This is a genomic window from Sedimentitalea sediminis, from assembly GCF_042687825.1.
Classification (GTDB): domain Bacteria; phylum Pseudomonadota; class Alphaproteobacteria; order Rhodobacterales; family Rhodobacteraceae; genus Sedimentitalea.
In genome coordinates this window covers 253,385-277,335 of the sequence record NZ_JBHUQE010000003.1, presented here as the reverse complement: position 1 = coordinate 277,335, position 23,951 = coordinate 253,385, and the positions used below count along the sequence as shown (strand labels likewise).

General features: G+C 62.1%; 27 protein-coding genes. 14 read left to right on the top strand and 13 right to left on the bottom strand.

Annotated features, from left to right (window positions below):
- The first annotated feature begins 40 nt into the window (after positions 1–40).
- Complete coding sequence (locus ACFMPD_RS04600; protein ID WP_380992262.1) at positions 41–1,255, top strand: DegT/DnrJ/EryC1/StrS family aminotransferase; 1,215 nt, start codon at positions 41–43, stop codon at positions 1,253–1,255.
- A 108-nt stretch (positions 1,256–1,363) separates the two neighbouring features.
- Here ACFMPD_RS04600 and phaR read toward each other — a convergent pair whose 3' ends face one another.
- The 3 genes from phaR to phaC form a co-directional block, all read right to left on the bottom strand.
- The gene (gene phaR / locus ACFMPD_RS04595) at positions 1,364–1,921 is read right to left on the bottom strand and encodes a polyhydroxyalkanoate synthesis repressor PhaR (RefSeq protein ID WP_380992260.1); all 558 of its coding nucleotides are present in this window, start codon (positions 1,919–1,921) and stop codon (positions 1,364–1,366) included.
- Positions 1,922–2,186: 265 nt separating this feature from the next.
- Positions 2,187–2,630 carry a phasin, PhaP gene (locus ACFMPD_RS04590; protein ID WP_380992258.1) on the bottom strand — a complete coding sequence of 148 codons (444 nt, stop codon included), beginning with the start codon at positions 2,628–2,630 and terminating at the stop codon, positions 2,187–2,189.
- Between the two features lie 120 nt (positions 2,631–2,750).
- A complete protein-coding gene (phaC, locus tag ACFMPD_RS04585) occupies positions 2,751–4,565 on the bottom strand; it encodes a class I poly(R)-hydroxyalkanoic acid synthase (protein WP_380992256.1) in 1,815 nt (604 codons plus the stop codon).
- Positions 4,566–4,680: 115 nt separating this feature from the next.
- On the opposite strand from phaC, the gene phaZ reads away from it, so the two are divergent.
- Together phaZ and ACFMPD_RS04575 are read left to right on the top strand one after the other, a co-directional pair.
- The gene (gene phaZ / locus ACFMPD_RS04580) at positions 4,681–5,958 is read left to right on the top strand and encodes a polyhydroxyalkanoate depolymerase (protein ID WP_380992327.1); all 1,278 of its coding nucleotides are present in this window, start codon (positions 4,681–4,683) and stop codon (positions 5,956–5,958) included.
- 12 nt (positions 5,959–5,970) lie between these two features.
- On the top strand, positions 5,971–6,546 hold the full coding sequence (locus ACFMPD_RS04575; protein WP_380992254.1) for a DUF6151 family protein: 576 nt from the start codon (positions 5,971–5,973) through the stop codon (positions 6,544–6,546).
- Here the strand turns inward: ACFMPD_RS04575 and ACFMPD_RS04570 are convergent, their stop codons facing one another.
- From ACFMPD_RS04570 to ACFMPD_RS04560, 3 genes are read right to left on the bottom strand one after another with little or no spacing between them, the layout of a single operon-like run.
- Positions 6,547–7,173: a hypothetical protein gene (locus tag ACFMPD_RS04570; RefSeq protein ID WP_380992252.1), complete on the bottom strand. Its 627-nt coding sequence runs from the start codon at positions 7,171–7,173 to the stop codon at positions 6,547–6,549.
- Positions 7,174–7,190: 17 nt separating this feature from the next.
- A complete protein-coding gene (locus ACFMPD_RS04565; protein WP_380992250.1) occupies positions 7,191–7,619 on the bottom strand; it encodes a VOC family protein in 429 nt (142 codons plus the stop codon).
- Positions 7,620–7,668: 49 nt separating this feature from the next.
- Positions 7,669–8,430 (bottom strand): alpha/beta hydrolase, encoded by a 762-nt coding sequence (locus tag ACFMPD_RS04560; RefSeq protein ID WP_380992248.1) that lies wholly within the window; start codon positions 8,428–8,430, stop codon positions 7,669–7,671.
- A gap of 163 nt (positions 8,431–8,593) precedes the next feature.
- Between ACFMPD_RS04560 and ACFMPD_RS04555 the strand changes: the two genes are divergently transcribed.
- Positions 8,594–9,598 (top strand): Lnb N-terminal periplasmic domain-containing protein, encoded by a 1,005-nt coding sequence (locus tag ACFMPD_RS04555; RefSeq protein WP_380992246.1) that lies wholly within the window; start codon positions 8,594–8,596, stop codon positions 9,596–9,598.
- Between the two features lie 20 nt (positions 9,599–9,618).
- Here ACFMPD_RS04555 and ACFMPD_RS04550 read toward each other — a convergent pair whose 3' ends face one another.
- Positions 9,619–10,731: an alpha/beta hydrolase gene (locus ACFMPD_RS04550; protein WP_380992244.1), complete on the bottom strand. Its 1,113-nt coding sequence runs from the start codon at positions 10,729–10,731 to the stop codon at positions 9,619–9,621.
- A 274-nt stretch (positions 10,732–11,005) separates the two neighbouring features.
- Between ACFMPD_RS04550 and thrS the strand changes: the two genes are divergently transcribed.
- The 5 genes from thrS to ACFMPD_RS04525 all read left to right on the top strand — a co-directional run bounded on the left by thrS (position 11,006) and on the right by ACFMPD_RS04525 (position 15,702).
- Positions 11,006–12,955, top strand: a complete 1,950-nt coding sequence (gene thrS, locus ACFMPD_RS04545) for a threonine--tRNA ligase (RefSeq protein WP_380992242.1) — start codon at positions 11,006–11,008, stop codon at positions 12,953–12,955.
- A 221-nt stretch (positions 12,956–13,176) separates the two neighbouring features.
- Positions 13,177–13,479, top strand: coding sequence for a BufA1 family periplasmic bufferin-type metallophore (locus ACFMPD_RS04540; RefSeq protein WP_380992240.1), 303 nt, complete (start codon positions 13,177–13,179; stop codon positions 13,477–13,479).
- Positions 13,480–13,540: 61 nt separating this feature from the next.
- Positions 13,541–14,398 carry an MNIO family bufferin maturase gene (gene bufB / locus ACFMPD_RS04535; protein WP_380992238.1) on the top strand — a complete coding sequence of 286 codons (858 nt, stop codon included), beginning with the start codon at positions 13,541–13,543 and terminating at the stop codon, positions 14,396–14,398.
- Positions 14,395–15,150: an HvfC/BufC family peptide modification chaperone gene (locus tag ACFMPD_RS04530; protein WP_380992236.1), complete on the top strand. Its 756-nt coding sequence runs from the start codon at positions 14,395–14,397 to the stop codon at positions 15,148–15,150. Before bufB ends, ACFMPD_RS04530 begins: the two co-directional genes overlap by 4 nt.
- A gap of 3 nt (positions 15,151–15,153) precedes the next feature.
- Positions 15,154–15,702 (top strand): DoxX family protein, encoded by a 549-nt coding sequence (locus tag ACFMPD_RS04525; RefSeq protein ID WP_380992234.1) that lies wholly within the window; start codon positions 15,154–15,156, stop codon positions 15,700–15,702.
- Between the two features lie 32 nt (positions 15,703–15,734).
- Here the strand turns inward: ACFMPD_RS04525 and ACFMPD_RS04520 are convergent, their stop codons facing one another.
- Together ACFMPD_RS04520 and ACFMPD_RS04515 are read right to left on the bottom strand one after the other, a co-directional pair.
- A complete protein-coding gene (locus ACFMPD_RS04520) occupies positions 15,735–16,103 on the bottom strand; it encodes a hypothetical protein (protein WP_380992232.1) in 369 nt (122 codons plus the stop codon).
- 39 nt (positions 16,104–16,142) lie between these two features.
- The gene (locus ACFMPD_RS04515) at positions 16,143–16,460 is read right to left on the bottom strand and encodes an ArsC/Spx/MgsR family protein (protein WP_380992230.1); all 318 of its coding nucleotides are present in this window, start codon (positions 16,458–16,460) and stop codon (positions 16,143–16,145) included.
- Between the two features lie 217 nt (positions 16,461–16,677).
- Here ACFMPD_RS04515 and ACFMPD_RS04510 point away from each other — a divergent pair, with 217 nt between their 5' ends.
- The gene (locus tag ACFMPD_RS04510) at positions 16,678–16,884 is read left to right on the top strand and encodes a cold-shock protein (RefSeq protein ID WP_380992228.1); all 207 of its coding nucleotides are present in this window, start codon (positions 16,678–16,680) and stop codon (positions 16,882–16,884) included.
- 691 nt (positions 16,885–17,575) lie between these two features.
- Here ACFMPD_RS04510 and thyX read toward each other — a convergent pair.
- On the bottom strand, positions 17,576–18,478 hold the full coding sequence (thyX, locus tag ACFMPD_RS04505; protein ID WP_380992226.1) for an FAD-dependent thymidylate synthase: 903 nt from the start codon (positions 18,476–18,478) through the stop codon (positions 17,576–17,578).
- Positions 18,479–18,662: 184 nt separating this feature from the next.
- Between thyX and ACFMPD_RS04500 the strand changes: the two genes are divergently transcribed.
- The 4 genes from ACFMPD_RS04500 (at position 18,663) to ACFMPD_RS04485 (ending at position 22,221) form a co-directional block, all read left to right on the top strand.
- Positions 18,663–19,550 carry a thymidylate synthase gene (locus ACFMPD_RS04500; protein ID WP_380992224.1) on the top strand — a complete coding sequence of 296 codons (888 nt, stop codon included), beginning with the start codon at positions 18,663–18,665 and terminating at the stop codon, positions 19,548–19,550.
- A gap of 11 nt (positions 19,551–19,561) precedes the next feature.
- Positions 19,562–20,998: a tetratricopeptide repeat protein gene (locus tag ACFMPD_RS04495; protein ID WP_380992222.1), complete on the top strand. Its 1,437-nt coding sequence runs from the start codon at positions 19,562–19,564 to the stop codon at positions 20,996–20,998.
- A gap of 69 nt (positions 20,999–21,067) precedes the next feature.
- Positions 21,068–21,496 (top strand): VOC family protein, encoded by a 429-nt coding sequence (locus tag ACFMPD_RS04490; protein ID WP_380992220.1) that lies wholly within the window; start codon positions 21,068–21,070, stop codon positions 21,494–21,496.
- A gap of 38 nt (positions 21,497–21,534) precedes the next feature.
- Positions 21,535–22,221, top strand: a complete 687-nt coding sequence (locus ACFMPD_RS04485; RefSeq protein WP_380992325.1) for a DUF1194 domain-containing protein — start codon at positions 21,535–21,537, stop codon at positions 22,219–22,221.
- 461 nt (positions 22,222–22,682) lie between these two features.
- Here the strand turns inward: ACFMPD_RS04485 and ACFMPD_RS04480 are convergent, their stop codons facing one another.
- The 3 genes from ACFMPD_RS04480 to ACFMPD_RS04470 form a co-directional block, all read right to left on the bottom strand.
- Complete coding sequence (locus ACFMPD_RS04480) at positions 22,683–23,180, bottom strand: MarR family winged helix-turn-helix transcriptional regulator (RefSeq protein ID WP_380992218.1); 498 nt, start codon at positions 23,178–23,180, stop codon at positions 22,683–22,685.
- A 72-nt stretch (positions 23,181–23,252) separates the two neighbouring features.
- Positions 23,253–23,513 (bottom strand): succinate dehydrogenase assembly factor 2, encoded by a 261-nt coding sequence (locus tag ACFMPD_RS04475; RefSeq protein ID WP_380992216.1) that lies wholly within the window; start codon positions 23,511–23,513, stop codon positions 23,253–23,255.
- The gene (locus tag ACFMPD_RS04470; protein WP_380992215.1) at positions 23,510–23,905 is read right to left on the bottom strand and encodes a helix-turn-helix domain-containing protein; all 396 of its coding nucleotides are present in this window, start codon (positions 23,903–23,905) and stop codon (positions 23,510–23,512) included. The genes ACFMPD_RS04475 and ACFMPD_RS04470 overlap by 4 nt, the downstream gene beginning before the upstream one ends.
- Positions 23,906–23,951 lie beyond the last annotated feature (46 nt).

Here is a 23,951-nt window from a genome sequence, read left to right as displayed (position 1 = left end):
GTTTTATTATTTTCAAAGGTTAGTTTAAGGAAATTGAAATATGACCTTGCCACCGAATGTCCATGACGCCGAACCCATTCCGGCCGGGGCGCGCCGGGCGATCGACGCGCTGCTGCAATCGGGCGACCTGTTCCGTTATACCGCGCCGCAGGATGCGCCGGTGACACTGCTGGAAGGCGAGTTCGCCCGCCTGATCGGCAGCAAGTACGCACTGGCCGTGTCGTCCTGTTCGGCGGCACTTTTTCTGTCGCTCAAGGCCCTGGGCCTGCCGCGCGATGCCCGGGTTCTGATTCCCGGCTTCACCTTTGCCGCCGTGCCGTCCTCGGTGATGCATGCCGATTGCCTGCCGGTTCTGTGCGAGGTCGGCGAAAATTATCGCGTGGATATCGCCGACTTTACCGCCAAATTGGACAGTGTTCAGGCGGTCATCATCAGCCACATGCGCGGCCATACCAGCGACATGGACGCGATCATGTCCTTGTGCGATGCCCGCGGCATTCCGGTGATCGAGGATGCGGCGCATTCGCTGGGCACAACCTGGAACGGACGCAACATCGGCACCATCGGCCGGGCCGGCTGTTTCTCGTTCCAGTCCTACAAGATGATCAATGCCGGCGAAGGCGGCATCCTGATCACCGACGACGCCGACCTGGTGGCCCGGGCGGTGATCATGTCGGGCGCCTATGAGCACAACTGGCAAAAACACAAAGGCCCCGATGGGGACAATTCAGCCGAGCTGGAACAGGCTTTTGCCCGCTGGCAGAACCGGTTGCCCTTGTACAATCTGCGCATGAGCAACCTGTCCGCGGCGGTGATCCGCCCGCAATTGCCGGAACTGGCGCGGCGGGTCCGCGACGGGCTGCGCAATCACGATTATGTCGCCGACCGGCTGAACGGGTCGCCGTTCATCGACGTGCCACCGCCCCTGCCGCCGGAACGGCGCGCGCCGGATTCCATTCAGTTCAATCTGATAGGGATGAGTGACGCCGAAACCGACGCCTTTGCTGCGGCCGCCGAAGCGCGTGGCGTCAAGGTGCAGGTGTTCGGGCAAAGTCAGGACAATGCCCGCGCCTTTTGGAACTGGCGGTTCATACCGGTCCTGCCGGAACTGCCGGCCACGCGCGCCATGCTGATGCGGGCCTGTGACGTGCGCCTGCCGGTACGCCTGAGCCGGGACGAACTGAACGTGATCGCGGATATCCTGCTGGCGGCCGTCGGTGAGGCCATGCAACCGGTTCCGGCCTTCGGAACCTGACACCTTCTGACGTTTTACGGCCCGCAGCATCGACCGATCCGATGGATCGCAGACCCCGCGGGCATTGCGGCCCGGTGCGCGTCAGACAGGCATCCGGTGCCGCGCCGGCTATTTGAGCTTGGCGAGTTTGGCCTGCAATGCCGCCAACTGGCTTTTGATCGCCTCAAGATCCTCCGGCGCATCTTCGGCGCTTTCGCCTTCGGATTTGTCCGGCACTTTCCACGCCCCCGGCATGCCACCGGTCATCGCCTTGAGAAACGCCTCTTGCTGGGCCTTCATCGCCTCGAACCCGGGCATCTTGGACATCGGGTTCATTGCCGACATGTTTTCCATCATCTTGGCCTGGTTTTCGCGCAGCATGTCGAACGAGCTTTGCAGGAATTGCGGCATCATCCCGCCGCCGGGCACCATGTAGCTGCGCACCAGATCGTTTAGAACCGTCACTGGCAGCACATTTTCACCGCGGCTTTCATGTTCGGCGATGATCTGCAGCAGGTATTGCCGCGTCAGGTCATCGCCGGATTTCAGATCGACGATCTGCACCTCTCGGCCTTTGCGGATGAACCCGGCAATGTCGTCCAGCGTGACATAATCGCTGGTCTCGGTGTTGTAGAGACGCCGGCTGGCGTACCTCTTGATCAGAAGGGGTTTTTCCTGTTCTGCCATCTTAATTTCCTCCCGAAACATGATGCGTTGCAGCATAGACTATGCGAGCGCAGCAGGAATTGAAAGCCTTGGTAAATACCACGCCCCGGCGCGGTCACGGCGAGCAACAGACCGCCGCCGTCCATCCGTCCAGACATCCGCTAATACCCGGCCGTATCTAGGTTCGAAAAGCGGCGTGCAAACAAAAAAAATGGGCAGGTCTTTCGACCTGCCCCCGTCTTTGCGCCGTTTGGGAGGAGATAGCGCAAATTCGGTCATTGGTGCCTTACTTGGCAGCAGCCTTCTTGGCGGCCGAAGTCACCTCGTTGGTGGCTTTTTTGACAGCGGCGGTTGCATCTTCGGTGATGTCTTTGCCAGCAGCCATCAGCAGCTCGACGGTGTCCATCTGAACTTTCTTGGCAACTTCAGCGAAGGCAGCCATGTTCTCGGCGGCAACTTCGGCAGCAGCCGATGCGAAGTCGGTGACCGACTTGGCATAGTCGGCAGGCTCTGCTTTGGCTTTCGACATCTCGGCCAGTTTGGCGATGGTGTCTTTGGTCCATTTGCTGGAGATCTCGGTGGATTTCTCAGCAGCTTCCAGAGCAACGCCCGACAGTTTCTCGTTCAGGGTCGCTTGGGTCTTGAAGGCCTCTTCAAAGGCTTTGGTGTCAACCGGGAAGGAACCCATGACATCTTTGACGACGGCGGTGAAATCTTGTGCTTTAGCCATTTGCTTTTTCCTCGTTTTCCGATCCGGGCCAGCCCCGTGTTTCGGTGATGAGGAGAATATGCATGCTGCGACGCGGCATTTCAAGTAATTTTTGCTGCGCCGCAGCATATTTTTAAAAACCTAGGATTTTCCGAGGGTTGGCTTCATGTTCACATAGGTTCCGGGGGCTGGCGCAAGCACAGGGTGAGTCGAATCGCCCGGTTCGCGGGCCGGAACCTGCTTGCCCGAACGCGCTTTGAGCCAGGTCTGCCAGCGCGGCCACCACGATCCGTCGTGACGCTCTGCCGATTTCAGCCAGTCCGCATGATCCAGTGACAGATCGTCATTGATATAGTGCCCGTACTTGTTCTTGCTGGGCGGGTTGACGATGCCGGCGATATGACCGGATTCGGAGACGATAAAGGTCTTGTTCTTGGACCCCATCATCTGCACGCCCCGGTAACAATCCTTCCAGGCGGCAATGTGATCCGCCTCGCAGGCAATCGAGCACAGCGGCACATCGACATCCTTGACGCTCAGCTTTTCGCCAAACAGTTCGAACCCCTCGCCGGCGAACTGGTTGGCCTGACACAGTCCGCGCAAATACTGTTTGGACATCTTGGCCGGCAGGTTCGTTCCGTCGCCGTTCCAATACAGCAGATCGAAAGCCGGCGGCGCCTCGCCCATCATGTAGCTGCGGATCGCCGGCGAATAGACCAGATCGTTGGAGCGCAGGAAGCTGAAGGTCCGGGACATGATAAAGGACTGCAGAACGCCCTTTTCCTCGACCTCGGATTCGATCCCGTCCAGAAAGTCGTCGGTCAGGAACGGCGTGAACTCGCCCTGATCGCTGAAATCCGTCAGCGCGGTGAAAAAGGTTGCCGACTTGATCGACTTGTCACCACGTTTCTTCAGCAGCGCCGCGGTCAGGGCCAGCGTGGTGCCGGCGATGCAATAGCCGATGGTGTTGACCTGCTTGACCTTGCAGATCGCCTTGGCTTCGCGAATGGCCGTCAGATAGCCCTCTTCTATATAGTCCTCCATGCCGATATCGGCATAGCTGGCATCCGGGTTGATCCAGCTGACCACGAATAGGGTATAACCCTGATCCGTGATCCATTTGATCAGGCTGTTCTGCTCCTTGAGATCAAGGATGTAGAACTTATTGATCCAGGGCGGGAAAACCACCATCGGGATCTCGTGAACTTTTTCGGTGGTGGGCTTGTACTGGATCAGCTCGATCATCTTGTTGCGATACACCACCTCGCCCGGCGTCGTGGCGATGTTGCGGCCCAGCTCAAACGCCTTTTCATCGGCCAGACGCACAACCAGTTCGCCATTGTTTGCCTCGAGATCCGAGATCAGGTTCTCAAGGCCCTTGACCAGCGATCTGCCGTCGGTTTCCAGCGCTTTTTCCAGCGCGTCCGGATTGGTCGCCAAAAAGTTGGTCGGCGCCATCATGTCGACGATCTGGTTCGCAAAATAGGACAGCCGCTGCTTCTCCTTGCTGTCCATGTCCTCGACGCTGTCCACGGCGCGTTTGATCGCCTCGGAGTTGATCTGGTATTGCTGCTTGAGGAAGTTGAAATAGGGATGACTGTTCCAGAGCGGATTGGCGAAACGGCGATCCTTTGGACCGGTGTCCTCGGGCGCCTCCAGACGCCCCTTGGCCAGGGTCTCCTGCACCTCGGCAAAATGCTTAACCGACTCTCCCCAATAGGCGATCTGCTGTTCAATCAGTTTGCTGGGATTCTGGATCGCCTCGGTCCAATACGCCGTTGCTGCCTTAGCAAACAACTCCGGCTTCGGGCTGGCCAGCGCTGCGTTCGGGGCGCTCTTTTTCGACATGACCTCGACCAGGCGCTTGGACAGGCTTTCTATCTTGTTCAGATTTTCTTTTAGGCGCTCAACGTTTTCGCCTGACAGTTCCGATACACTGTCTTGGGGAGTTGTCATTTTTATGAATTCCTCGTAATCTTGCTGCTATGCAGAATATCGTCGCCGGTTTCGGGGGGCAAAGCGACGGTTGGTCCGATCCTCAGGATCGAAAATGAACGGATGGAGTCCCGAAATGCGCTACATGATGACCTACGACCTGATGGAAACGGCGCGCAACACCAACCAATGGATGGGCGCCTCTGCCCTTGCCTTGGCATCGTACCCGATTTTCAGCATGATTCCAAACCCCGCACTCAACTGGATGGCGGCTTGGGGCGAAGTGACGGAGCGCACGTTTTCACGCATGGTGGCGAAGCCAGACTGGGGCATCCGCACCTTTACCTGCACGGATGGCAAGGACCATCTGGTGAATATCGAGACCGTCGTCGAGCGTCCGTTCGGCGATCTGATCAGCTTTTCCGTGCCCGGCCGCGAGACAAAGGAACGCAAGGTTCTCTTGGTTGCGCCGATGTCGGGACACTATGCCACACTCATGCGCAGCACGGTGAAATCCCTGCTGGTCGATTGCGATGTCTACACGACCGACTGGCACAACGCCCGCGACATCCCGGTTTCGGCCGGCAAGTTCGACATCGAGGATTATACCCTTTACCTGGTCGATTTCATGCGCGCCCTGGGTCCCGACATTCACGTCATCGCGGTCTGTCAGCCGGCGCCGCTGACCCTGGCGGCAACCGCCTATCTGGCCGAGCAGGACCCGGACGCGCAGCCGCGCAGCCTGACCCTGATCGGCGGCCCGGTCGATCCGGACGCCACCCCGACCGACGTCACCGATTTCGGCCGGCGCGTTACCATGGGTCAGCTTGAGGAAACCATGATTCAGCGCGTCGGGTTCAAATATCCCGGTGTCGGGCGCATGGTCTATCCCGGCCTGCTGCAACTGCAGTCGTTCATGTCGATGAATGCGGAACGCCACGGCATGGCGTTCTACGATCAGATTCTGCGGGTGGCGCGCGGCGAAGCCTCGGATCACGATGCGCACAACCGGTTCTACGACGAATATCTGGCGGTCATGGACATGCCGGCCGAGTTCTACCTGTCCACCGTCGAACGCATCTTCAAGCAGCGCGAGATCGCACGGAACGAATTTGTCGTCGACGGACACAAGGTCGATATCGGCAAGATCACCAAGGTCGCCGTCAAGACCGTCGAAGGCGCCAAGGACGATATCTCGGCCCCCGGCCAGTGTATCGCCGCGCTGGATCTGTGCACCGGCCTGCCCGACAGCATGAAGGCCAGCCATGTCGAGCCCGGCGCCGGCCATTACGGCATCTTTGCCGGCAAGTCCTGGCGCGACAATATCCGCCCGCTGGTGTTTGAATTCATGAACGCCAACAGCGGCAAGGCGCGCGGCAAGAAAGCCGCCAACACCAACGTCGCGGCCGAATAAGGCCGCCGTTAGATGGCGGACCCGGCGACTATCGGATTTGCCTGCGAATGCGGGCAAATCCGTGGGCACATCTCGCCGGCCGGCCCCAGGGCCGGGACGCATCTGATCTGCCATTGCCGCGATTGCCGCGCGGCGGAACTGTATCTGAACCAGCCGGATCCGGGCCCCGAGGGGGTCGATCTGTATCAGACCACACCCGACACGGTGCATGTGGACAGCGGCGCGGAACATCTGGCCGTGCTGCGCTTGGGGCCAAAGGGGCCGCTGCGCTGGTATGCCGGTTGCTGCAAGGTGCCGCTGTTCAACACGCTGGCCCGACCGGGCCTGCCCTTTGCCGCCGTGCGTGTGGCGCGACTTGACGATGCCGCCAAACTGGGGCCGATCCAGGCGCATTGCTTCATCCCGCAACCGGGCGGTGCGTCCAAACACCGCGGCGCTGGCCGGCTGGCCTGGAACCTGTTGACCCGCATGGGCGCGGCGCGCCTGTCGGGCCGCTGGCGGCAAACGCCGTTCTTTGACGCGGCCAGCGGCGCACCGGTGGCCCCCATACACCTGCTCAGCAAGGAAGAGCGCGCCAAGCTTTACTGATCACCGCCTGGCCATGGGTGACGCCGTGCCCCGAAAGGGTGGGAAATCGGCATAGCGCGCGCGCCGCTGATCCGTCGTTTCATCGGGCGTCTGCCCGGCGACCAGCAACCGGCCCCGGGGCGCGATATAGCTGTCGATGCGCCGCAGCGGCTGTGGCCGCCAGGCCAGGTTAAAGGCGCAGAGCCTGGGAAAGAACCAGATCTCGGAATAATCCAGATGGTCGTGCAGCCACCAGGCCAGGTCACGCCAGTCGCGCCCCCGCGCGTATTGATCGGCAAACCACGGAATGACCAGCGACGCCCCGGCAATGCGCGCTTCTCCGGTGCCGCGATCCCAGATATGGCATTCCAGCGGGTGTTCGTTGCGCGCGCAGTTCAGACGGTTCTCGTTGCCGAACCGGTTCAGCGCCGCCGAGCGATAGCCCGACCGCACGGCCACCCGGCCAAAGGTCTCTTCCAGCGGGTCCATCAGGGTTTCGCAAAAGGCCCGCCCGGTCTCGATCGCCAGATCCGGATTGTCGGGAATGTTCTGCAGCGTGTGAAAATTGCCGATTTCGGAATACAGGAAATCGCGCATGAAGAAATGCCGCGACAGGCGCACCCGGCCCAGATTTTCAAGGCCGCGCATGCTGGCCGGGCGGCGCATCAGCTGTAGCCGTTCCAGCGAAATGCGCCCTCGGGCGACAGTGGTGAAAAGGGGTTGAACGCGACCTCCCAGATGCTGCCATCCGGCGCCCGGAAATAGCCGTGATGCCCGCCCCAGAACACGTCGCTGGCCGGTTTCAGGATGTCGGCACCGGCCGCCTTTGCGGCGGCCAGCACCGTCGCGACCTCTGATTTTTCCCGGCAGTTATAGCCGAGGGTCACCGCCCCCTGGCCGAGCGTGTCTGCCGGCACCCCGATATCCTCGGCCAGATTATTCAGTGGATACAGTCCCAGCGTCTGACCGATCAGGTCAAAGGCGATCACCCCGTCCGGCGTTTCGACCCTCTGCCAGCCCAGCGCCTCGTAAAAAACCGCGGCCCTGGCCGGGTCCGCGACCCCCAGCGTGATCAGGCTGATTCTTTGATCCATGTCCTGCCTCCGATCGGCCGGCGCAAATGACGCGCCCCAAGTTGTAAGTTCAGCCCGCGCCGGTGTGGCCGGACAGAATGTCGGCAACCGCCGCCTCGATCAGCTCCAGGCAGGGGCCGTCCGAGAACCGGTGATCGGCATCCTTGACCAGCGTCAGGCGCATGTCGGGACAGGTGGCGTGCCCCAGCAGGCGCAGCGCGGTTTCTGTGCTGACCGCAGTGTCGGCGGTGCCCTGCAGGCAGCGCACCGGAAAGGGCAGCGCCAGCGGCGCGCGCAATACCAATTGCCGCCGCCCGTCCTCGATCATGCGTCTGGTGATGATATAGGGTTCCATATAGTCCGAAGGCAGTTCCACATGACCTACCGTCTCCAGCGCCTGTTTCTGCGCCGGGGTGAAATTTGCCCAATAGCCATCCTCGGTGAAATCCGGCGCGGCGGCGATGGTGACCATGCCGACGATCCGCTCGGGGATCGCGCGGGCCAGCAACAGCGCCTGCCAGCCGCCCATGGACGAGCCGACCAGCAACAGCGGCCCCTGGGTCAGGGCGCTGACGGCGGCCAGGCTGTCCTCGGCCCAGTCGCCGATACAGCCATCCTTGAACCGGCCGCTGCTTTCGCCATGTCCGGAATAGTCGAAACGCAAAAAGGCCTGACCGCGCGCCCGCGCCCAGGTTTCCAGATGCACCGCCTTGGTGCCCTGCATGTCCGATTTCAATCCGCCTAAAAACACGATGCAGGGTCCGGCGCCGGGGCTGTAGTGATAGGCGATGCGCCGTCCCTGCGGACTGTCCAGATATGTGGCTTCGGTCATGTCGTCTCCTTGATTTGCGCCGATCATGCACGCCGGGGCCAAAGCTGCAATTACCGATCCGCGCAGCCGGTGAAAAGCCTGACGCCGCAACACCCGACGAACGGCGGGATTGAACTGCCACCTGGGCCCATCTAGACCGGAGGCATCGCAATGCAGGCAGGCCATGCTCAGGCTCTTCAGATACACCGCCATCGCAATCGTCATCCTGATCGTGATGGTCGCAACGGCGTGGGGCGCGCTGGCCCTGTGGTTCCGCCTGCCCGGCCCGGAGACCTGGCGGATGGCCGTCAGCGGCGGCTTTGGCCTGTTCGGTGCTGCCATCGTGCTGGCACAGTTCGGCGCGCGCCGCATCGGTGCTCTGGGCCTGTTCGCACTGGTCTTTGCCGGCCTGCTGACCTGGTGGCTGTCGATCCCCCCCCCGGCCACGGGCAACTGGTCGCCCGATGTCGCCCGCCAGGTCACCGGCCGGATCGACGGCGATCTGCTGACGTTGACCAATATCCGGGAATTCGACTGGCGCAGCGATGACGACTATTCCGTCAACTGGACGACGCGCCGCTACGATCTGAGTCAGCTGCAATCAGTGGACATGTTCCTGTCCTATTGGGCGGGACCGGCCATGGCGCATTTCATCGTCAGTTTCGGCTTTGCCGAAGGTCAGTACCTAGCCTGGTCGGTCGAGGTGCGGCGCGAGGTCGGCGGGGGGTTCTCGCCAATCGCCGATTTCTTCAAGACCAATACGCTGGTCATCATTGCCAGTGTCGAGCAGGATGTGGTCGGTGTGCGCAGCAACGTCCGGGGCGAGGATGTGCAGCTGTTTCGTCTGTCCGTGCCCATGGAAATGGCCCGTGCCCTGCTGAGGGAGTATGTGCGCGATGCCAATGCCCTGGCAGCGCAACCCGAATTCTACAACTCGATCAGCACCAATTGCACCACGGTCGTACTCAGGATGATGGATGCCATCGGCAACGGCCTGCCGTTGGATTGGCGGCTGCTGGCGAACGGTTATCTGCCGGACTATGCCTATGAGCGTGGCGCGCTGGACAGGCGCCATACGATGGCCGAACTGCGCGCTCTGGGCCGGATCGCGCCCCAGGCCAGGGCCGTCGGGCTGGTCTCAGGATTTTCTCAGGCCATCCGCGCGGGTGTTCCGGTCCCAGCCCGCTAGGCGGGCGCAGCCGCATCAGATCAGTCGGGCACCAGAACATGCAGGACGGGAACCCCGTCCAGCACCTCGATCAGGGTCGATTGATTGCGCGGCTCCTTGTAGTGATCGGCCTTCAGACTTTTGCCGATCAGTTGCACGACTTCGGGCGACCCGGCGAATTTGGAATGCGTGCCCGAGGTCGAATCCTCGATCAGGCTGAGATCGATGACCGTCACCCCCAGCGGTGCCAACGTCTGTGCATCCGCCGCACCGACCCGCGTCACACCACCGGAAATGCGTCGGGCAAAACCCAGTGCCTTGTCGTCCTTTGACACGAAGATATAGAAATTCCGGTCCTTCTCGGCCAGATGCTCAAGCTGCGACTTGAACAGGTCCAGGTCGATGTCCGGCGATGCCAGCATGACGTTGTCCAGTCGGCTCTTGGCATCGTACTTGCCGGCGATGCTGGCCTGAACGATCGCCTCGACGGTCAGCATCGACCCCATGGAATGTGCGAACAGATCAAAGCCAGACGCGTTGGTCCTGCTCAAAACGCTGGCAGTTTCCAGCAAACGCGGACGGGCCGTCAGGGCACTGTTCAGGTCATAGACATAGAGGGTCGCCTTGGCGGCCGAGGCCCAGGAGAACAACACCGGCACCCCGGTGAAATTGGTATCCTCGACAAATTGCGCCATGCGCAGGATCGAGTCGCTGACCGTGTTGTTGTAGCCATGCACGAACAGCAAAACCTTGCGGTCCCGCGGCGGCAGCTTGGCCAGTTCGCGGTTGATGTTCGCCACAAAGGCATTGCTGGTCCCGTAGACCGTCGGTTCGACCACGGCAAATTCGGACTGCGGGTCGGGTGGCAGCCGCTTTGGACGCTCCAACTGCCCCGGCTGGTGGTTCGGCGGGATCGACACGACCACCGAGGCAAATCCCAGTTCTGGTGCCCGGTCCCTGGAATAAAAAACGGCCGTGACTTCAGAGGCTTCGCGCGTTGTGGCGATAAAGACCTTGCGTTTCACAGCCTCGCGCTGCTGGGCGACAGGCGTCTCGGCATTGTCGATGCCGACCAGGTCAGGATCGCGGCCGCAGGAGACAACGAGGCTGCATACCGCAAGACAGGCCAATAGACGAACTGGCGCAGATTTCATCTCGAAAAACTCCCGGTTCGATACCGATCAAAATGCATCGTCGCATCTAGCCGCAAAGAAAAGGGACTGTCCATATTGGCAAGTTCCCGATGGCGCGGGACTTTGCGCCGACCAGAAAGGGTGCCCGCTGTTTCGCAAGTGTGACAGGTCGCAACGACCGTATTCAGCGCCCGCGTTCAGCGGTTGACTTGGCCAAGGAGCCTCGCCAAACAGACCTTTGTACATAACCCGCAACCGGGCGTTCAGTGGGCGCCAAACCGACGAGGAGGCCGACATGGCTCAAATCTCTCTCACTTTTCCCGATGGCAATGCACGCAGCTACGAGGCCGGCATCACCGCCGCCCAGGTCGCCGCTGACATTTCCAACTCGCTGGCCAAAAAGGCGATCAGCGCCACCGTCAACGGCCGCCACTGGGATCTGGCCTGGCCGATCGAGGCCGATGCCAGCATCGCCATTCACACGATGAAAGACGAGGCCCAGGCCAACGAGCTGGTGCGTCACGACCTGGCCCATATCATGGCCCGCGCCGTGCAGGAAATCTGGCCCGCCACCAAGGTGACCATCGGCCCGGTGATCGAAAACGGCTGGTACTACGATTTCGACCGCGCCGAACCGTTCACCCCCGAGGATCTGGGGCTGATCGAAAAGAAGATGAAAGAGATCATCAACAAGCGCGAGCCAGTGACCACCGAGGTCTGGGAGCGCGAACGGGCGATCGAATTCTACAAGGCCAACAACGAGCCGTACAAGGTCGAGCTGATCGACGCCATTCCCGGCGACGAGCCTCTGCGCATGTACTGGCACGGCCACTGGCAGGATCTGTGCCGCGGGCCGCATCTGCAGCATACCGGCCAGGTGCCCGGCGACGCGTTCAAGCTGATGAGCATCGCCGGGGCCTATTGGCGCGGCGACAGCGACCGCGCCATGCTGCAGCGCATCTATGGCGTGGCCTTTACCGGCAAGGAAAAGCTGCGGGCCTATCTGAACATGCTGGAAGAGGCCGCCAAGCGCGACCACCGCAAGCTGGGCCGCGAGATGGACCTGTTCCACATGCAGGAAGAGGCGCCGGGCCAGGTGTTCTGGCATCCGGCCGGCTGGACCGTCTATACCTCGCTGCAGGATTACATGCGCCGCCAGCAGCGCCGGCACGGCTATGTCGAGGTGAACACCCCGCAGGTCGTCGACCGCAAGCTGTGGGAAGCCTCGGGGCACTGGGAGAAATACCAGGAGAACATGTTCATCGTCGAAGTCGACGAGGAACATGCCCGCGAAAAGTCGATCAACGCGCTGAAGCCGATGAACTGTCCCTGCCACGTGCAGATCTACAATCACGGGCTGAAATCCTATCGCGACCTGCCCCTGCGCATGGCCGAGTTCGGCTCGTGCAACCGCTACGAACCCTCGGGCGCGCTGCACGGGCTGATGCGGGTGCGCGGCTTTACCCAGGACGACGCGCATATTTTTTGCACCGAGGATCAGATCAAGGACGAAACTGCGCGGTTCATCCAGATGCTGTCGGCGGTCTATCGCGATCTCGGGTTCGAGAGTTTCGACATCAAGTTCTCGACCCGTCCCGAGGTGCGCGCCGGCTCGGATGAAATCTGGGACAAGGCCGAGGCCGCGCTGGAGGCGGCAATCCGCACCGTGACCGACGATTTCGAACTGGATCCCGGCGAAGGCGCATTCTATGGGCCGAAACTGGACTTCAAGCTGACCGACGCGATCGGCCGCGAATGGCAGTTGGGCACGTTCCAGGCCGATTTCGTGCTGCCCGAACGTCTGGACGCCACCTATATCGGCGCCGATGGGGCCAAGCACCGGCCGGTCATGCTGCACCGGGCGATCCTGGGCAGTTTCGAACGCTTCATCGGCATCCTGATCGAACAGCATGCCGGCAAGCTGCCATTCTGGATGGCGCCCAGGCAGGTGGTCGTGGCCTCGATCACGTCAGAGGCCGACGACTATGTGCACGAGGTCGTGGCTGAATTGCAGGCCGCCGGCGTACGTGCCGAGGCCGATATCCGCAACGAAAAGATCAATTACAAGGTGCGTGAGCATTCGGTGGGCAAGGTTCCGGTGATCCTGGCCGTCGGACAGCGCGAGGTCGAAGAGCGCACCGTGTCGCTGCGCCGGCTGGGCGAAAAGCGTACCAGCGTGCAGCCCCTGGCCGAGGTGACCGCCACCCTGAGCCGCGAAGCGACGGCACCGGATCTGTTGGCGTAACATTTGTCCCTTGCGGATGTAACAATCCGGCTCCGCCACAGGGGCCGGATTGAAACATTTGACAAAAAGCGGGTGATTTAGGACCCTGATTGCCTGTCCGGCCGTAACACTGCCTGACGGGGACGTGAAACACGGGCTCGTGACTTCACCGCACGCCCGGCAGCACGTACCTTTTCGGTAATGCGAACCGTAACCAGCCATCGTTCAACAGGAGTTTTCTGATGTCCCACACCGCCAAGTCCCTGGCCGTCGCCAGCGCCGTTGCTGCCGCTCTGGCCGCTACCGCCACGACGGTCAGCGCCCAGTCCAAAGAGAAATGCTATGGTGTTTCCCTTGCCGGCCAGAACGACTGTGCCGCCGGTCCCGGTACGACCTGCGCCGGTACATCGACGGTCGATTATCAAGGCAACGCCTGGTCGCTGGTCGAAGCCGGAACCTGCGAGAGCATGGATTTGCCGGCAACCGCCGACGGCACACCGCGCAAGGGTTCGCTGACCGCGCTGGACCGCGACATCCCGGCCTGAGCCAACGCATTGGCGGGCCGATCCCGGCCCGCCGTCTCCGCTCTGAACCGACAGGTCCGCCATGAAGGATTCCGCGCACAGCTACAGGTCGCTGCCCGCCCTGCCCGGCGTCGGTTACAAACCCCAGCATTTCGCGGCGCTGCGCGCGGCCCCCGATCCGGTGGCCTGGCTGGAAATCCATGCCGAGAACTATATGGGCGATGGCGGCCGGCCGCTGGCCCAGCTGCGCGCCCTGGCCGAAGAATTCGCCATATCGGTTCATGGCGTCGGCCTGTCCATCGGCGGCGAAGGCCCGCTGGACGGCGATCACCTGGCGCGGCTGGAACACCTGATTGGCTGGCTGAACCCGGCCAGCTTTTCCGAACATCTGGCCTGGTCCAGCCACGGCGCGGCGTTTCTGAACGACCTGTTGCCCCTGCCCTATACCAACGCCACCCTGACCCGCGTGGCCGCGCATATCGATCAGGTACAGACCACCCTGGGCCGGCGCATGCTGCTGGAAAACCCGTCCAGCTATCTGGCGTTTCAGGACAGCAGCTGGGCGGAAACCGACTTTCTGGCCGAACTGGTCCGGCGCACCGGCTGCGGTCTGTTGCTGGACGTGAACAATGTATTCGTCTCGGCCACCAACCTTGCGACACAACCGCAGGACTATATTGACGCCTTTGCCTTGCAGCATGTCGGCGAGATCCACGTGGGCGGGCATGACAAGGACAGCGACGAACACGGCGCGCCGCTGCTGATCGACAGTCATGGCCATCCCGTGGCCGATCCGGTCTGGGCACTGTTGGACTACACGCTGGCGCGCAGCGGCGCCAAGCCGGTTCTGGTGGAATGGGACAATGACGTGCCCGACTGGCCGGTTCTGCGTGACGAAGCCGCCCGCGCGGCCCGTGCCCTTGATCGCGTGGCCGCATGAAAGTATCCCAGGACCTTTTCGCCGCCGCCCTGATGGACCCGGCACGTCCGGCCCCGGCGGGGCTGGTCGATGGCCGCAAACAGGCCGCGCAGGCCCGGTTCGACGTCTATCGCAACAACGTCACGGTTTCTCTGACCGAGGCGCTGCAGACCGGCTTTCCGATCCTGACCAAGCTGTTGGGCCGGCAGAACATGGCAACGCTGGCGCGTCAGTTCCTGCGCGCGCATCCGCCGCGATCGCCGTTGCTGATGCATTACGGGCAGGCCCTGCCCGACTATCTGGCCGGATTGCCGCAACTGGCGCATCTGGGTTATCTACCCGATGTCGCGCGGCTGGAACTGGCCCTGCGCCGCTCCTATCACGCCGCTGACAGTCGCGCCATCGCGCCCGACTGCCTGGCAAGCACCGCGCCGGACGTCTTGATGCGCAGCACCGTGACGCTGGCCCCGGCGCTGCAGGTGCTGCGCTCGGACTGGCCGCTCTTTGACATCTGGCGGTTCAACACCCAGCCGGATGCGCCGAAACCGGCGCATGTGGCGCAGGATGTGGTGATCACCCGTCCCGAATTCGACCCGGAACCGCATCTGCTGCCGCCGGGGGGGGCAGCCCTGATCGCGGCGCTCGGCGCCGGATCGACCCTGACGGCGGCGTTGGACGACGCCCAGGCCAAAGCCGCCGATTTCGACCTGACCGCAACGCTGTCGCTGCTGCTGGCCGGACAGGCACTGACCTCACTCCAGACGAAAGACTGACCCATGAACACCCTGATTTCCCTGCACAATGCCCTTTTTGACCGCCTCGAGCGGGTGTCCGGGATTGTCCTGCCGACGCTGGCGCGGTTCACCTTTGCCACGGTCATGCTGATCTATTTCTGGAAATCGGCGGCGACGAAACTGGGCGGCGGAATATTCGGGCTGTTCTCGCCCTCGGACGGCGCCTATGTCCAGATTTTTCCCCGTGCCATGGAGGCCGTGGGCTATGACAGCTCGCAGCTGGGCGTGTTCCACTGGCTGGTCGCCATGGCCGGAACCTATGCCGAATTCATCCTGCCAGCGCTGATCGTGCTGGGCCTGTTCAGCCGCCTGGCCGCGCTGGGCATGATCGGTTTCGTCATTGTTCAGTCCGCCACCGACATCGTCGGGCATGGCGCCACCGATGCCAAGACCCTGGGCGCGTGGTTTGATGGCGTGCCCGACAGCGTGATCCTGGACCAGCGCCTGCTGTGGGTCACGGTCCTGCTGATCATCGTCATCAAGGGCGCCGGGCCGCTGTCGCTGGACCGGTACCTGGGCCGCCTGTCCTGACCGCTGCGCCCGGGGGCACAGCCGCCATCGGGTCAGAAATGCGCCTTTTCCTCGTCCGGTTTGCCCGCCGCCACGGCCAGCAGACCGGCCACCCCGGCAAAGGCGATCGGGAACATGGTGAAGACGTTGAAGCCAAAGGCGTGATACATCCCCGCCGCGGACAGGAGCAGCAGAATGCCGCCCCAAAGGGCCCGTGCCCGCGCCATCGCACCGCCGGCGATGGCCAGCATCGGCGCGATCACCGACGTCGCCCGGATCAGATCGACATCGGCGACCTGCACGGCCAGTCCGTCAATCTCGCCCCACTGCTCGATTGCCGCCGTATAGCCATAGCTGAAAAACCCGATCACCATGCCGACGACCCCGGCAATCACTCCTAATACCAGTGCGGCGTTGCGCATATGCGTTCTCCTGTTGACCGCTTGGACATAGGCACCGGATCAGGCCCCGCCAAGGGCCGCCTGCACGTCCTTGCCAAAGCCCAGAAACAATTCCCCCTCAACCTGTATCAGAGGTCTTTTCATCAGCGTCGGGTGATCGCGCATCAGTTCCAGAGGCGCGCGGGCGCGCTGATCCGCATCCAACCCGCGCCAGGTGGTCGAGCGCCGGTTGAGCAGCGCGTCGCCGAACCGCTCGTGCGCTGCGCGCATCACATCCGGCGGCACACCCTGTGCGCGGATATCGACAAAACTCGCATTTGTAAGCTTTTTCAGGGCCTTGCGACATGTATCGCAGTTTTTTAGACCATAGATGATCATGCAGAACTCCGTTTCCAGATGGGAAATTATCGGTGATTTGCCGGCGATGCAGCCCCTTTTTCTTGATTTTTCACCGCGTCATGCGATCCTAGGTCGCAGTACAACCTTCCATTGTGTGACCGTTCCACTCAATTGGCCCGGACGCAGGATCGAAGATCGTGCTGGCACGGGCCTCGCGATTTCGGGGCGGAAAGAAAAGTAGAAGGAGACACGGGAAATGCCGACTGGCACCGTGAAATGGTTTAACACGACAAAAGGCTACGGATTCATCGCCCCTGACACCGGCGGCAAAGACGTCTTTGTACATATTTCGGCCGTAGAGCGGTCGGGCCTCACCGGCCTGGCGGACAATCAAAAGGTCAATTATGATCTGGAAGAGGGCCGGGACGGCCGGGAAATGGCCGGAAATCTCAAGCTGTTGTAACCACATTCCCTGCCGCGCCCGGTTCGGTGTCTGACTTGAACCGGGTCTGCACAAGGGGACGCAGATAAAAAGACAGGGCGTCGGCCAGATCGGCCGACCGACATTCGGATGCCTGCCGCGCCCGCGCGGCGGCGGGTGTCAGTTGCTGCAGCGACTGGGAAAACGAGTGGGCTGACACGGGCCGCGTGATACCGGAACGGAACGGATCGCCGCGCCGTTGAACGCAGCATCGTGATGCCATGGAACATCGCTCGCCAGAGCGACATCGGTGTCGATCTGCTTTTGTCAATCTCTGTACAGGTTAGGATGTCCGGGCGACGGCGCGGAATATTCGGCGACCCTCGGTTTCGTTCCGTTGTCGCAGCGCGAACGATTTCCCGTCCCTGCACCGCTTGACGCAACACCCGTCAGGCCGCCGAAATATCATGCTAAAAAATTCAGCCCACCACTCACGACAGGCATAGTCACCAATGCGTGAATTCTTTCGCCTATCTCGAGTCGTGTCCAGACCAGAAAGGTCGAAAACTGACCTTATCCCTCATTAAATTGTGCTTTATCAGCTTGGTTTCACTTAATAATTGCTTTGAGAACCCATCCGCACAACCCCCGAGAGAACTCCGGTTCCACCGGGAAAAGCAGCCGCTCGCACAGAGCCGGGCCAGTGGCCGATCCGGCGGCGCGGGTGCACGGCCTAGCGGATCACAGCTTCGAATTCCCGCCATTCCCGAGCCGACATACCAGAGTTTTCCTGAGTCACAGTCTCGCCCGCCAGCATCCGGCGCAGACATTCGACCATCTGGGCCGACATCGACACGGCGCCCATGCGGTAATCCTCGAATGCGCGATAGGCCGCCGGCACCCAATCGGCCACCATCTCGCAGATCGCCTCTGCATAGACGCGGATCTCGTATTGCGCATGGGCGTCCGCGCGCAGCCGCAGAAAGTGGAACAGATTGTGCAGGTCCACTTTCCAGTACCATTGCGTGTAGATATTGGCCGGCAGGTTCATCCGCGCCAGTTCACGGGCGAGACCGACACCATCCTCATCGATCATCGTCTCGTAATTGTCGTAACAGCGCGCCGAGTCCGCCTTGAGGATCTGCAGAACCCGATCGGCATCCGCGCCCTGCAACACGTCGCCCCGGCCCTGATTGTTTACCACGGACTGCGCGTTGATGTTTTCCGGCGCTGGAATATAGAACTCGCGGTCCAGAATCGAATAGCGGGCCGAGTATTCGTTGACATTGGCGGTGCGGTGGCGAATCCACTGCCGCGCCACGAAAACCGGCAGCTTTACATGCAGCTTGATCTCGCACATTTCAAACGGGGTCGAATGCCAGTGCCGCATCAGGTACCGGATCAGGCCCTCGTCATTCTGCACGCTCTTGGTGCCCTTGCCATAGCTGACCCGTGCCGCCTGGCAGATCGCCGCATCGTCGCCCATATAGTCGATCACACGCACGAATCCGTGGTCCAGCACCGGCCGCGCCTGATACAGGTGCTGCTCCATCCCCGGCGCAACCACGCGCAGAGTCGGCTGCGGGTCGGCGCGCAGTTCCTCGATTTCGGCCTGTTGTTCAGACGACAGCGGCATAGGCGTTCCTTTCCCCGGCAGAATCTGTTGTGCCACTTACTATATCTTGGGTTGCAGCCCACGGAAACTGCCATATCGTGGCCGCGCCCGGCTACTGAATTCTCGTTTTGCGTGTATTTGCGTTGACTTTCTTTACCGAACCGGGGACGCTGGCGGAAAAAAATCGGCGCGAGGGGCAAGGAACATGCAGAGGATCTGGATAGGCATTGCGGCGGCATCCGTCCTGTCGGCTTGCGGCAGCGGACCCAACCCGTTTCTGGATACCGAAGACCCGGATTCCACACCCGGCGGCGGATCGAACATTCCGGCGGCCGTTTCCAGCGATCTGGACGCGGCCACCTACGTTCCCGACCCCAACGATCCCAACAATTCGACGCTGGTGGTAACCGGTGTGGCGTTCAACGGCACCCCCCTGCCGGTCGCCTATACCCGCACGGACAGCCTGGACACGCCCGGCGGCCAGTATCAGGCCTTTACCCGCCAGCCGGATGCGCTGAGCACCCATTCCACCGCCTATGCCCGCGATATCGGCGGCACCCAGGGCGTGCTGGTGGTGACCGGCGGGCTGGACGGCTATTACAACGGCGGCGCCACCTATTCCCGCTCTGGCGGGTTCGACCGTCCTGCGGCCAACACACAGAATGCCGATATCCGGTATGACGGCGAGTATATCGGGTTGATGAATTATCCGGACAACGGATCGGTTCTGCTGCCGGTGCCCCCGGGCACCGATCCGGCGATCACCCCGGGTCAGGCCGCACGGGTCCATGGCGACGCCCGCATTGATGCGGACTTTTCCAACAACCGGGTCAAGGGTCTGATCTACAACCGCAAATACGTGGATCGGGATCTCGACTTGGAAGAACTGGAAATCGCGCCAACGGACATCGGCGAGGATGGCACCTTTTCCGGCAGCGTGACCGTCGCCAAGCAGAACAAGGGCGAATATGGCGGCACCTTTGGCGGAACGCAGTCCAATGCCGTGGCCGGCGGGCTGTTTGCCAAGGATCACGTCGACGGGCTGGATAATGAAGAAGAATACGGGCTGTTCGTCCTTGAACGCAGCAACTAAAGGCTTGCTCAATGCCGATCTGCCGTGCAGGGGCCGACGCCCGAACCTGGTTCGGATCCCTTGCGATCACGATATGGCTGGCGGCCCTGCTGGCTATTGCCGCCGCGCCGCCTGTCGCCGCGCAAGCGCATGACCGGGTCGAACTGACCCTTGAACAGGCCCGTGGCCTGGCCATCCGGGCCCTTGAAGACGACGAGCCGCGGCTGGCCATTCGTCTGGCCAAGGGCCTGCTGCAGGCCGATCCAAAGGATGCGTTGGCCTATTTCATCATCGCCAGGGGGCATGCCCGGCTGAACGATTTTGATCTGGCGCGGCGCGCGGCCGCCCTGTCCTATCGCTATGCCGATCCGGGTCCGGCCCGGTTCGAGGCCGCGCAGTTGGCCTCGCGCATGGCCTTTCAGGCCCACCGGTATAGCCTGGCGCAGCTGTGGCTGCGCCGCACCGCCATCCATGCCCCGACCGAGGCCGACGAAAAGCTGGTGGCGCGCGACTATCGGCTGTTGCGTCGGGTCAACCCCTGGTCGCTGCGTCTTAGAGCCGATCTGCGCCCCTCCAACAATGTCAACAACGGTTCGGACACGTCGTTGAACATCATCGACGGCGTGCCCGACGGCGGCACGATCAGCGGCGGCGCCCTGGCCCTGTCGGGCCTGATCGGGACGCTGGATCTGGCGCCGTCCTACCGGCTGCACAGGACCCAGAACAGCACCACGTCGCTGGGCGCCCGGTTCTATGTCGAGCGCGTGGCCCTGTCCTCGGATGCCAAAAGCCGGGCACCTCAGGCCACCGGCTCGGATTTCGCCTCGACCTATGGCGCGGTGACGCTGACCCATGCCTTTGCCGTGGGGCCTGCCGAACAGTCCGGCGGCGCGTCAGTGTCGCTGTCCCTGGGCGAAAGCTGGTATGGCGGCGAGCGCAGCTATCGTTTTGCGCGACTCGCGGGGCGGCGTCATTGGCGGCTGAACGATGGCGCCCGGCTGGCGCTGCGGGCCGATGCCGAACAGCGATACAAGGCGCAGTCTGACGCCAACGACGCCCGGATTCTGGGGTTGGGGGTCGACTATTTCCGAACCCTGGGCAACGGCAACGTGCTGGGGCTGGAACTGGCGCTGCGCGATGCCGATGCAAACAGTGTCAACGGCACCTACAGTTCGGCCTCGATGCGCGCCACCTACACGCTGGCCCGGGCGGTCGGCCCGGCGCGGCTGTCGATGGGGCTGGTCATGGGCTATACGCGCTATGACCGTTATATCGCCAGCCTGTTCATTCCGCCGACCCGGCGCACCGACACATCCCTGTATGGCGATCTGACGCTGATTTTCGACCGCTATGACTATGCCGGTTTCGTACCGACGCTGCGCCTGCGGACCGGGCGGAAAAACTCGAATTTCAGCCGTTTCTCGTCGCGCGATCTGTCCTTGTCGCTGGGCGTCGGATCGAAATTCTGACCGGGTGTCCGCCTTGCCTCTGGTTCCATGCCGCGAACGCGCTAAGCTTTGGCGCAGATCGGAGGGAGCATGGCCATAAGATATCTTCACGCGATGGTGCGCGTCACCGACCTGAACCGGTCCATCGCCTTTTTCCAGTTGCTGGGGCTGCAAGAGATCCGGCGACGCGACGATGAGGCCGGCCGATATTCCCTGGTTTTCATGGCCGCCCCCGGGCAAGAGGAATGTCCCATAGAACTGACCTGGAACTGGGATGGCGATGACGGCCTGCCCAGTGACAGCCGGCATTTCGGGCATCTGGCCTATCGCACCGACCATATCTATGACCTGTGCCGGCACCTGATGGACAATGGCGTCACCATCAACCGCCCGCCCCGGGACGGACGCATGGCCTTTGTCCGCTCACCCGACAATATCTCGATCGAGCTGCTGCAGGCAGGCGATCCCCTGCCCCCGGCCGAGCCCTGGGTCAGCATGGAAAACGCCGGCCACTGGTAGCAGAAAGGGGTTCGGTGCAAAGGATTTGGCTTTTGCCACTGTTGCGCCTGTTGGCGCTGTGCGGGGTCTGCGCCGGTCCGGCCGCCGCGGAATGCCGGCTGGCGCTGGCCCTGGCGCTGGACGTGTCCTCGTCGGTGAATGCCGCCGAGGACAGCCTGCAGCGCAACGGCCTGGCGGCGGCCCTGATCGCGCCCCGGGTCGCAGACGCGTTCTTTGCCAGCGACCTGCCGGTGGCTCTGGCCGTCTATGAATGGAGCGGCCGGTACAATCAGGTTTTGTTGCTGGACTGGCGGATGATCGACAGCCGCGCGGCCCTTTTGGACGCGGCCGAGACCATTGCCCGATCACGGCGGCGCCACAACGACCATCCGACCGCGGTGGGCTATGCCCTGGGCTATGGTGCCGGGCTTTTGCAACGCGCACCGTCCTGCCTGTTCCGGACGCTCGATATCGCCGGCGACGGGCGCAACAACGAGGGCTTTGCCCCGGACCGGGCCTATGCCGAATTTCCTTTTGCCGGCGTGACCGTCAACGGGCTGGTGGTCAATGCCGGCGAATTCGAGGCCGAGGTCGATCTGATCGAGTTCTACCGCACCGAAGTGCTGCACGGCCCCGGTGCCTTTCTCGAAATCGCACAGGGGTTCGAGGATTTCGAACGCGCAATGCGCCGCAAGCTCGAGCGCGAATTGTCCTTTCAGGTGATCGGAGATGCCGCTCCGCCGTGATCCGGTGTCTTTGGCCGACCTCAGGGCGCGGCGCGTCCGGCCAGACCGACCAGCAATCGCAGAGTCAGCGCCGCTGCCCAGCCCGGTTCGGCGTTGCGGTACGGCCCCCTGTTGAACATGCGGGAAAGGGTACATGCGGCAACTGTGGCAAGCGGGATCTGGGTCCAGAAAAGTTTTGCGCCAGCAGCGGCGCAAAACCGTTTGCCCGAATTCGCGAAACGCTCAGCGCATCACATACGGCACAAGAGCTGGCCAAACCGCGTGTCCGACATGTTTTGCGCCGCAGCGCCGTCGCTCGTGACCCACCGCCCGGTACACGACCCGAGAAAAGGGTGCGAACCCTTGCGGTTCACACCCTGACGAGCCCGTATCGCCCGTTCTGCTCGAAAGCCTGCTGCCTGTACCGAGGATACCCGCCCTTTCAGGTGGTCCGGCCCGGCCTGGCGACCGCAAATGGATCTCTAATAGATATAACGGATCTGATCGGTCCAATAGCGTTCGACCCGTTTCAGCGAGCCGGTGATATCCTCGATCCCCTCGGCGCTGATCACACCCTTGCCTTCCAGCCCTTCGGCATGACGCGAGAACAGCGCAGCCACGATATCGCGGATTTCGCGCCCCCGCGCAGTCAGCTTGACCCGTACCGACCGGCGGTCGATCTCGCAGCGCTGATGATGCATATAGCCCATCTCGACCAGCTTCTTGAGGTTGTAGCTGACATTGCTGCCCTGGTAATAGCCGCGGCTCTTCAATTCACCGGCGGTCACCTCATTCTCGCCGATATTGAACAGCAGCAACGCCTGAACCGCGTTGATCTCCAGCACACCAACCCGCTCGAATTCGTCCTTGATCACATCCAGCAACAGGCGATGCAGGCGTTCCACCAGCGCCAGCGCCTCAAGATACCCGGTCATGAACCCTTTGCGGGTCACCGGACCCATCTGCATTTCCATACTCATCCGTTTCTCCGACTCGAACTGCTTGAGCCTGAGACTGACGATAAAAACCGAATAATCAGTTAAACGGAATTGTTATTGTTTTTGAAACGTTTGCGAGATGTCACACAGCAGATCGGCATAGCGTGCCGGGATATCTCCACGCCCTGTGACCCATTGGTAGAGATCCTGGTCATTTTCCTGCAGCAGCGCGTCATAGCGGTCCAGTTCGGCGCTGTTCATCGCGGCAAGATTGGCCTCGGCAAAGGCCGCCAGAATCAGGTCCATCTCTTTGATGCCCCGCCGCATCGAGCGCATTTTCAGACGCTTGATGCGGTGTTCGTGCGATTCGCTCATGCCTCGGCCTGCACCAGCAGGCGCAGCTTTTTCTCGACCAATGCGGCGCGTTCGGCATTGGTGCGCATGGCGGCGCGAATCTCGCGCAGTTCGGACAGGATGGCGGCAAAATCCGACGGCGTGTCGGAAACATCCACGGGGGCCGTCATGCCGTCGCCTTCGCCGGTCAACAGCCATTTGATCGAGACGTTCAACAACCCCGCCAGCATCGACAGCTTGTTGGCGCGGGGTTCGGACAGGTCGTCCTCCCAGGCGGTCAGGGTCGCTTTCTTGACGCCCAGCCGGCGCGCCAGCTGGGTTTGGCTCATGCCCGCCGCTTCGCGCGCGCCGGCCACCCGGTCACCAAAGGTGGCCGCATCGGGTCCGTACCAGTCGGTGTCTTGGTCATTCATGTTCGCTCTCCTTTCCGTCGAGCCCGATCCTGCTTGATCGGTTGTC

What these genes read in the sequence shown, in the direction of transcription:
- ACFMPD_RS04560 (WP_380992248.1), bottom strand. Translation starts at nt 8,430, where the DNA reads ATGACCGAAGCCACATATCTGGACAGTCCGCAGGGACGGCGCATCGCC.
- ACFMPD_RS04490 (WP_380992220.1), top strand. Translation starts at nt 21,068, where the DNA reads ATGGCCATAAGATATCTTCACGCGATGGTGCGCGTCACCGACCTGAAC.
- phaZ (WP_380992327.1), top strand. Translation starts at nt 4,681, where the DNA reads ATGCGCTACATGATGACCTACGACCTGATGGAAACGGCGCGCAACACC.
- ACFMPD_RS04555 (WP_380992246.1), top strand. Translation starts at nt 8,594, where the DNA reads ATGCTCAGGCTCTTCAGATACACCGCCATCGCAATCGTCATCCTGATC.
- ACFMPD_RS04565 (WP_380992250.1), bottom strand. Translation starts at nt 7,619, where the DNA reads ATGGATCAAAGAATCAGCCTGATCACGCTGGGGGTCGCGGACCCGGCC.
- bufB (WP_380992238.1), top strand. Translation starts at nt 13,541, where the DNA reads ATGAAGGATTCCGCGCACAGCTACAGGTCGCTGCCCGCCCTGCCCGGC.
- phaC (WP_380992256.1), bottom strand. Translation starts at nt 4,565, where the DNA reads ATGACAACTCCCCAAGACAGTGTATCGGAACTGTCAGGCGAAAACGTT.
- ACFMPD_RS04550 (WP_380992244.1), bottom strand. Translation starts at nt 10,731, where the DNA reads ATGAAATCTGCGCCAGTTCGTCTATTGGCCTGTCTTGCGGTATGCAGC.
- ACFMPD_RS04470 (WP_380992215.1), bottom strand. Translation starts at nt 23,905, where the DNA reads ATGAATGACCAAGACACCGACTGGTACGGACCCGATGCGGCCACCTTT.
- ACFMPD_RS04540 (WP_380992240.1), top strand. Translation starts at nt 13,177, where the DNA reads ATGTCCCACACCGCCAAGTCCCTGGCCGTCGCCAGCGCCGTTGCTGCC.
- ACFMPD_RS04590 (WP_380992258.1), bottom strand. Translation starts at nt 2,630, where the DNA reads ATGGCTAAAGCACAAGATTTCACCGCCGTCGTCAAAGATGTCATGGGT.
- ACFMPD_RS04495 (WP_380992222.1), top strand. Translation starts at nt 19,562, where the DNA reads ATGCCGATCTGCCGTGCAGGGGCCGACGCCCGAACCTGGTTCGGATCC.
- phaR (WP_380992260.1), bottom strand. Translation starts at nt 1,921, where the DNA reads ATGGCAGAACAGGAAAAACCCCTTCTGATCAAGAGGTACGCCAGCCGG.
- ACFMPD_RS04525 (WP_380992234.1), top strand. Translation starts at nt 15,154, where the DNA reads ATGAACACCCTGATTTCCCTGCACAATGCCCTTTTTGACCGCCTCGAG.
- ACFMPD_RS04475 (WP_380992216.1), bottom strand. Translation starts at nt 23,513, where the DNA reads ATGAGCGAATCGCACGAACACCGCATCAAGCGTCTGAAAATGCGCTCG.
- thyX (WP_380992226.1), bottom strand. Translation starts at nt 18,478, where the DNA reads ATGCCGCTGTCGTCTGAACAACAGGCCGAAATCGAGGAACTGCGCGCC.
- ACFMPD_RS04575 (WP_380992254.1), top strand. Translation starts at nt 5,971, where the DNA reads ATGGCGGACCCGGCGACTATCGGATTTGCCTGCGAATGCGGGCAAATC.
- ACFMPD_RS04600 (WP_380992262.1), top strand. Translation starts at nt 41, where the DNA reads ATGACCTTGCCACCGAATGTCCATGACGCCGAACCCATTCCGGCCGGG.
- ACFMPD_RS04515 (WP_380992230.1), bottom strand. Translation starts at nt 16,460, where the DNA reads ATGATCATCTATGGTCTAAAAAACTGCGATACATGTCGCAAGGCCCTG.
- ACFMPD_RS04510 (WP_380992228.1), top strand. Translation starts at nt 16,678, where the DNA reads ATGCCGACTGGCACCGTGAAATGGTTTAACACGACAAAAGGCTACGGA.
- ACFMPD_RS04530 (WP_380992236.1), top strand. Translation starts at nt 14,395, where the DNA reads ATGAAAGTATCCCAGGACCTTTTCGCCGCCGCCCTGATGGACCCGGCA.
- thrS (WP_380992242.1), top strand. Translation starts at nt 11,006, where the DNA reads ATGGCTCAAATCTCTCTCACTTTTCCCGATGGCAATGCACGCAGCTAC.
- ACFMPD_RS04570 (WP_380992252.1), bottom strand. Translation starts at nt 7,173, where the DNA reads ATGCGCGGCCTTGAAAATCTGGGCCGGGTGCGCCTGTCGCGGCATTTC.
- ACFMPD_RS04500 (WP_380992224.1), top strand. Translation starts at nt 18,663, where the DNA reads ATGCAGAGGATCTGGATAGGCATTGCGGCGGCATCCGTCCTGTCGGCT.
- ACFMPD_RS04520 (WP_380992232.1), bottom strand. Translation starts at nt 16,103, where the DNA reads ATGCGCAACGCCGCACTGGTATTAGGAGTGATTGCCGGGGTCGTCGGC.
- ACFMPD_RS04480 (WP_380992218.1), bottom strand. Translation starts at nt 23,180, where the DNA reads ATGAGTATGGAAATGCAGATGGGTCCGGTGACCCGCAAAGGGTTCATG.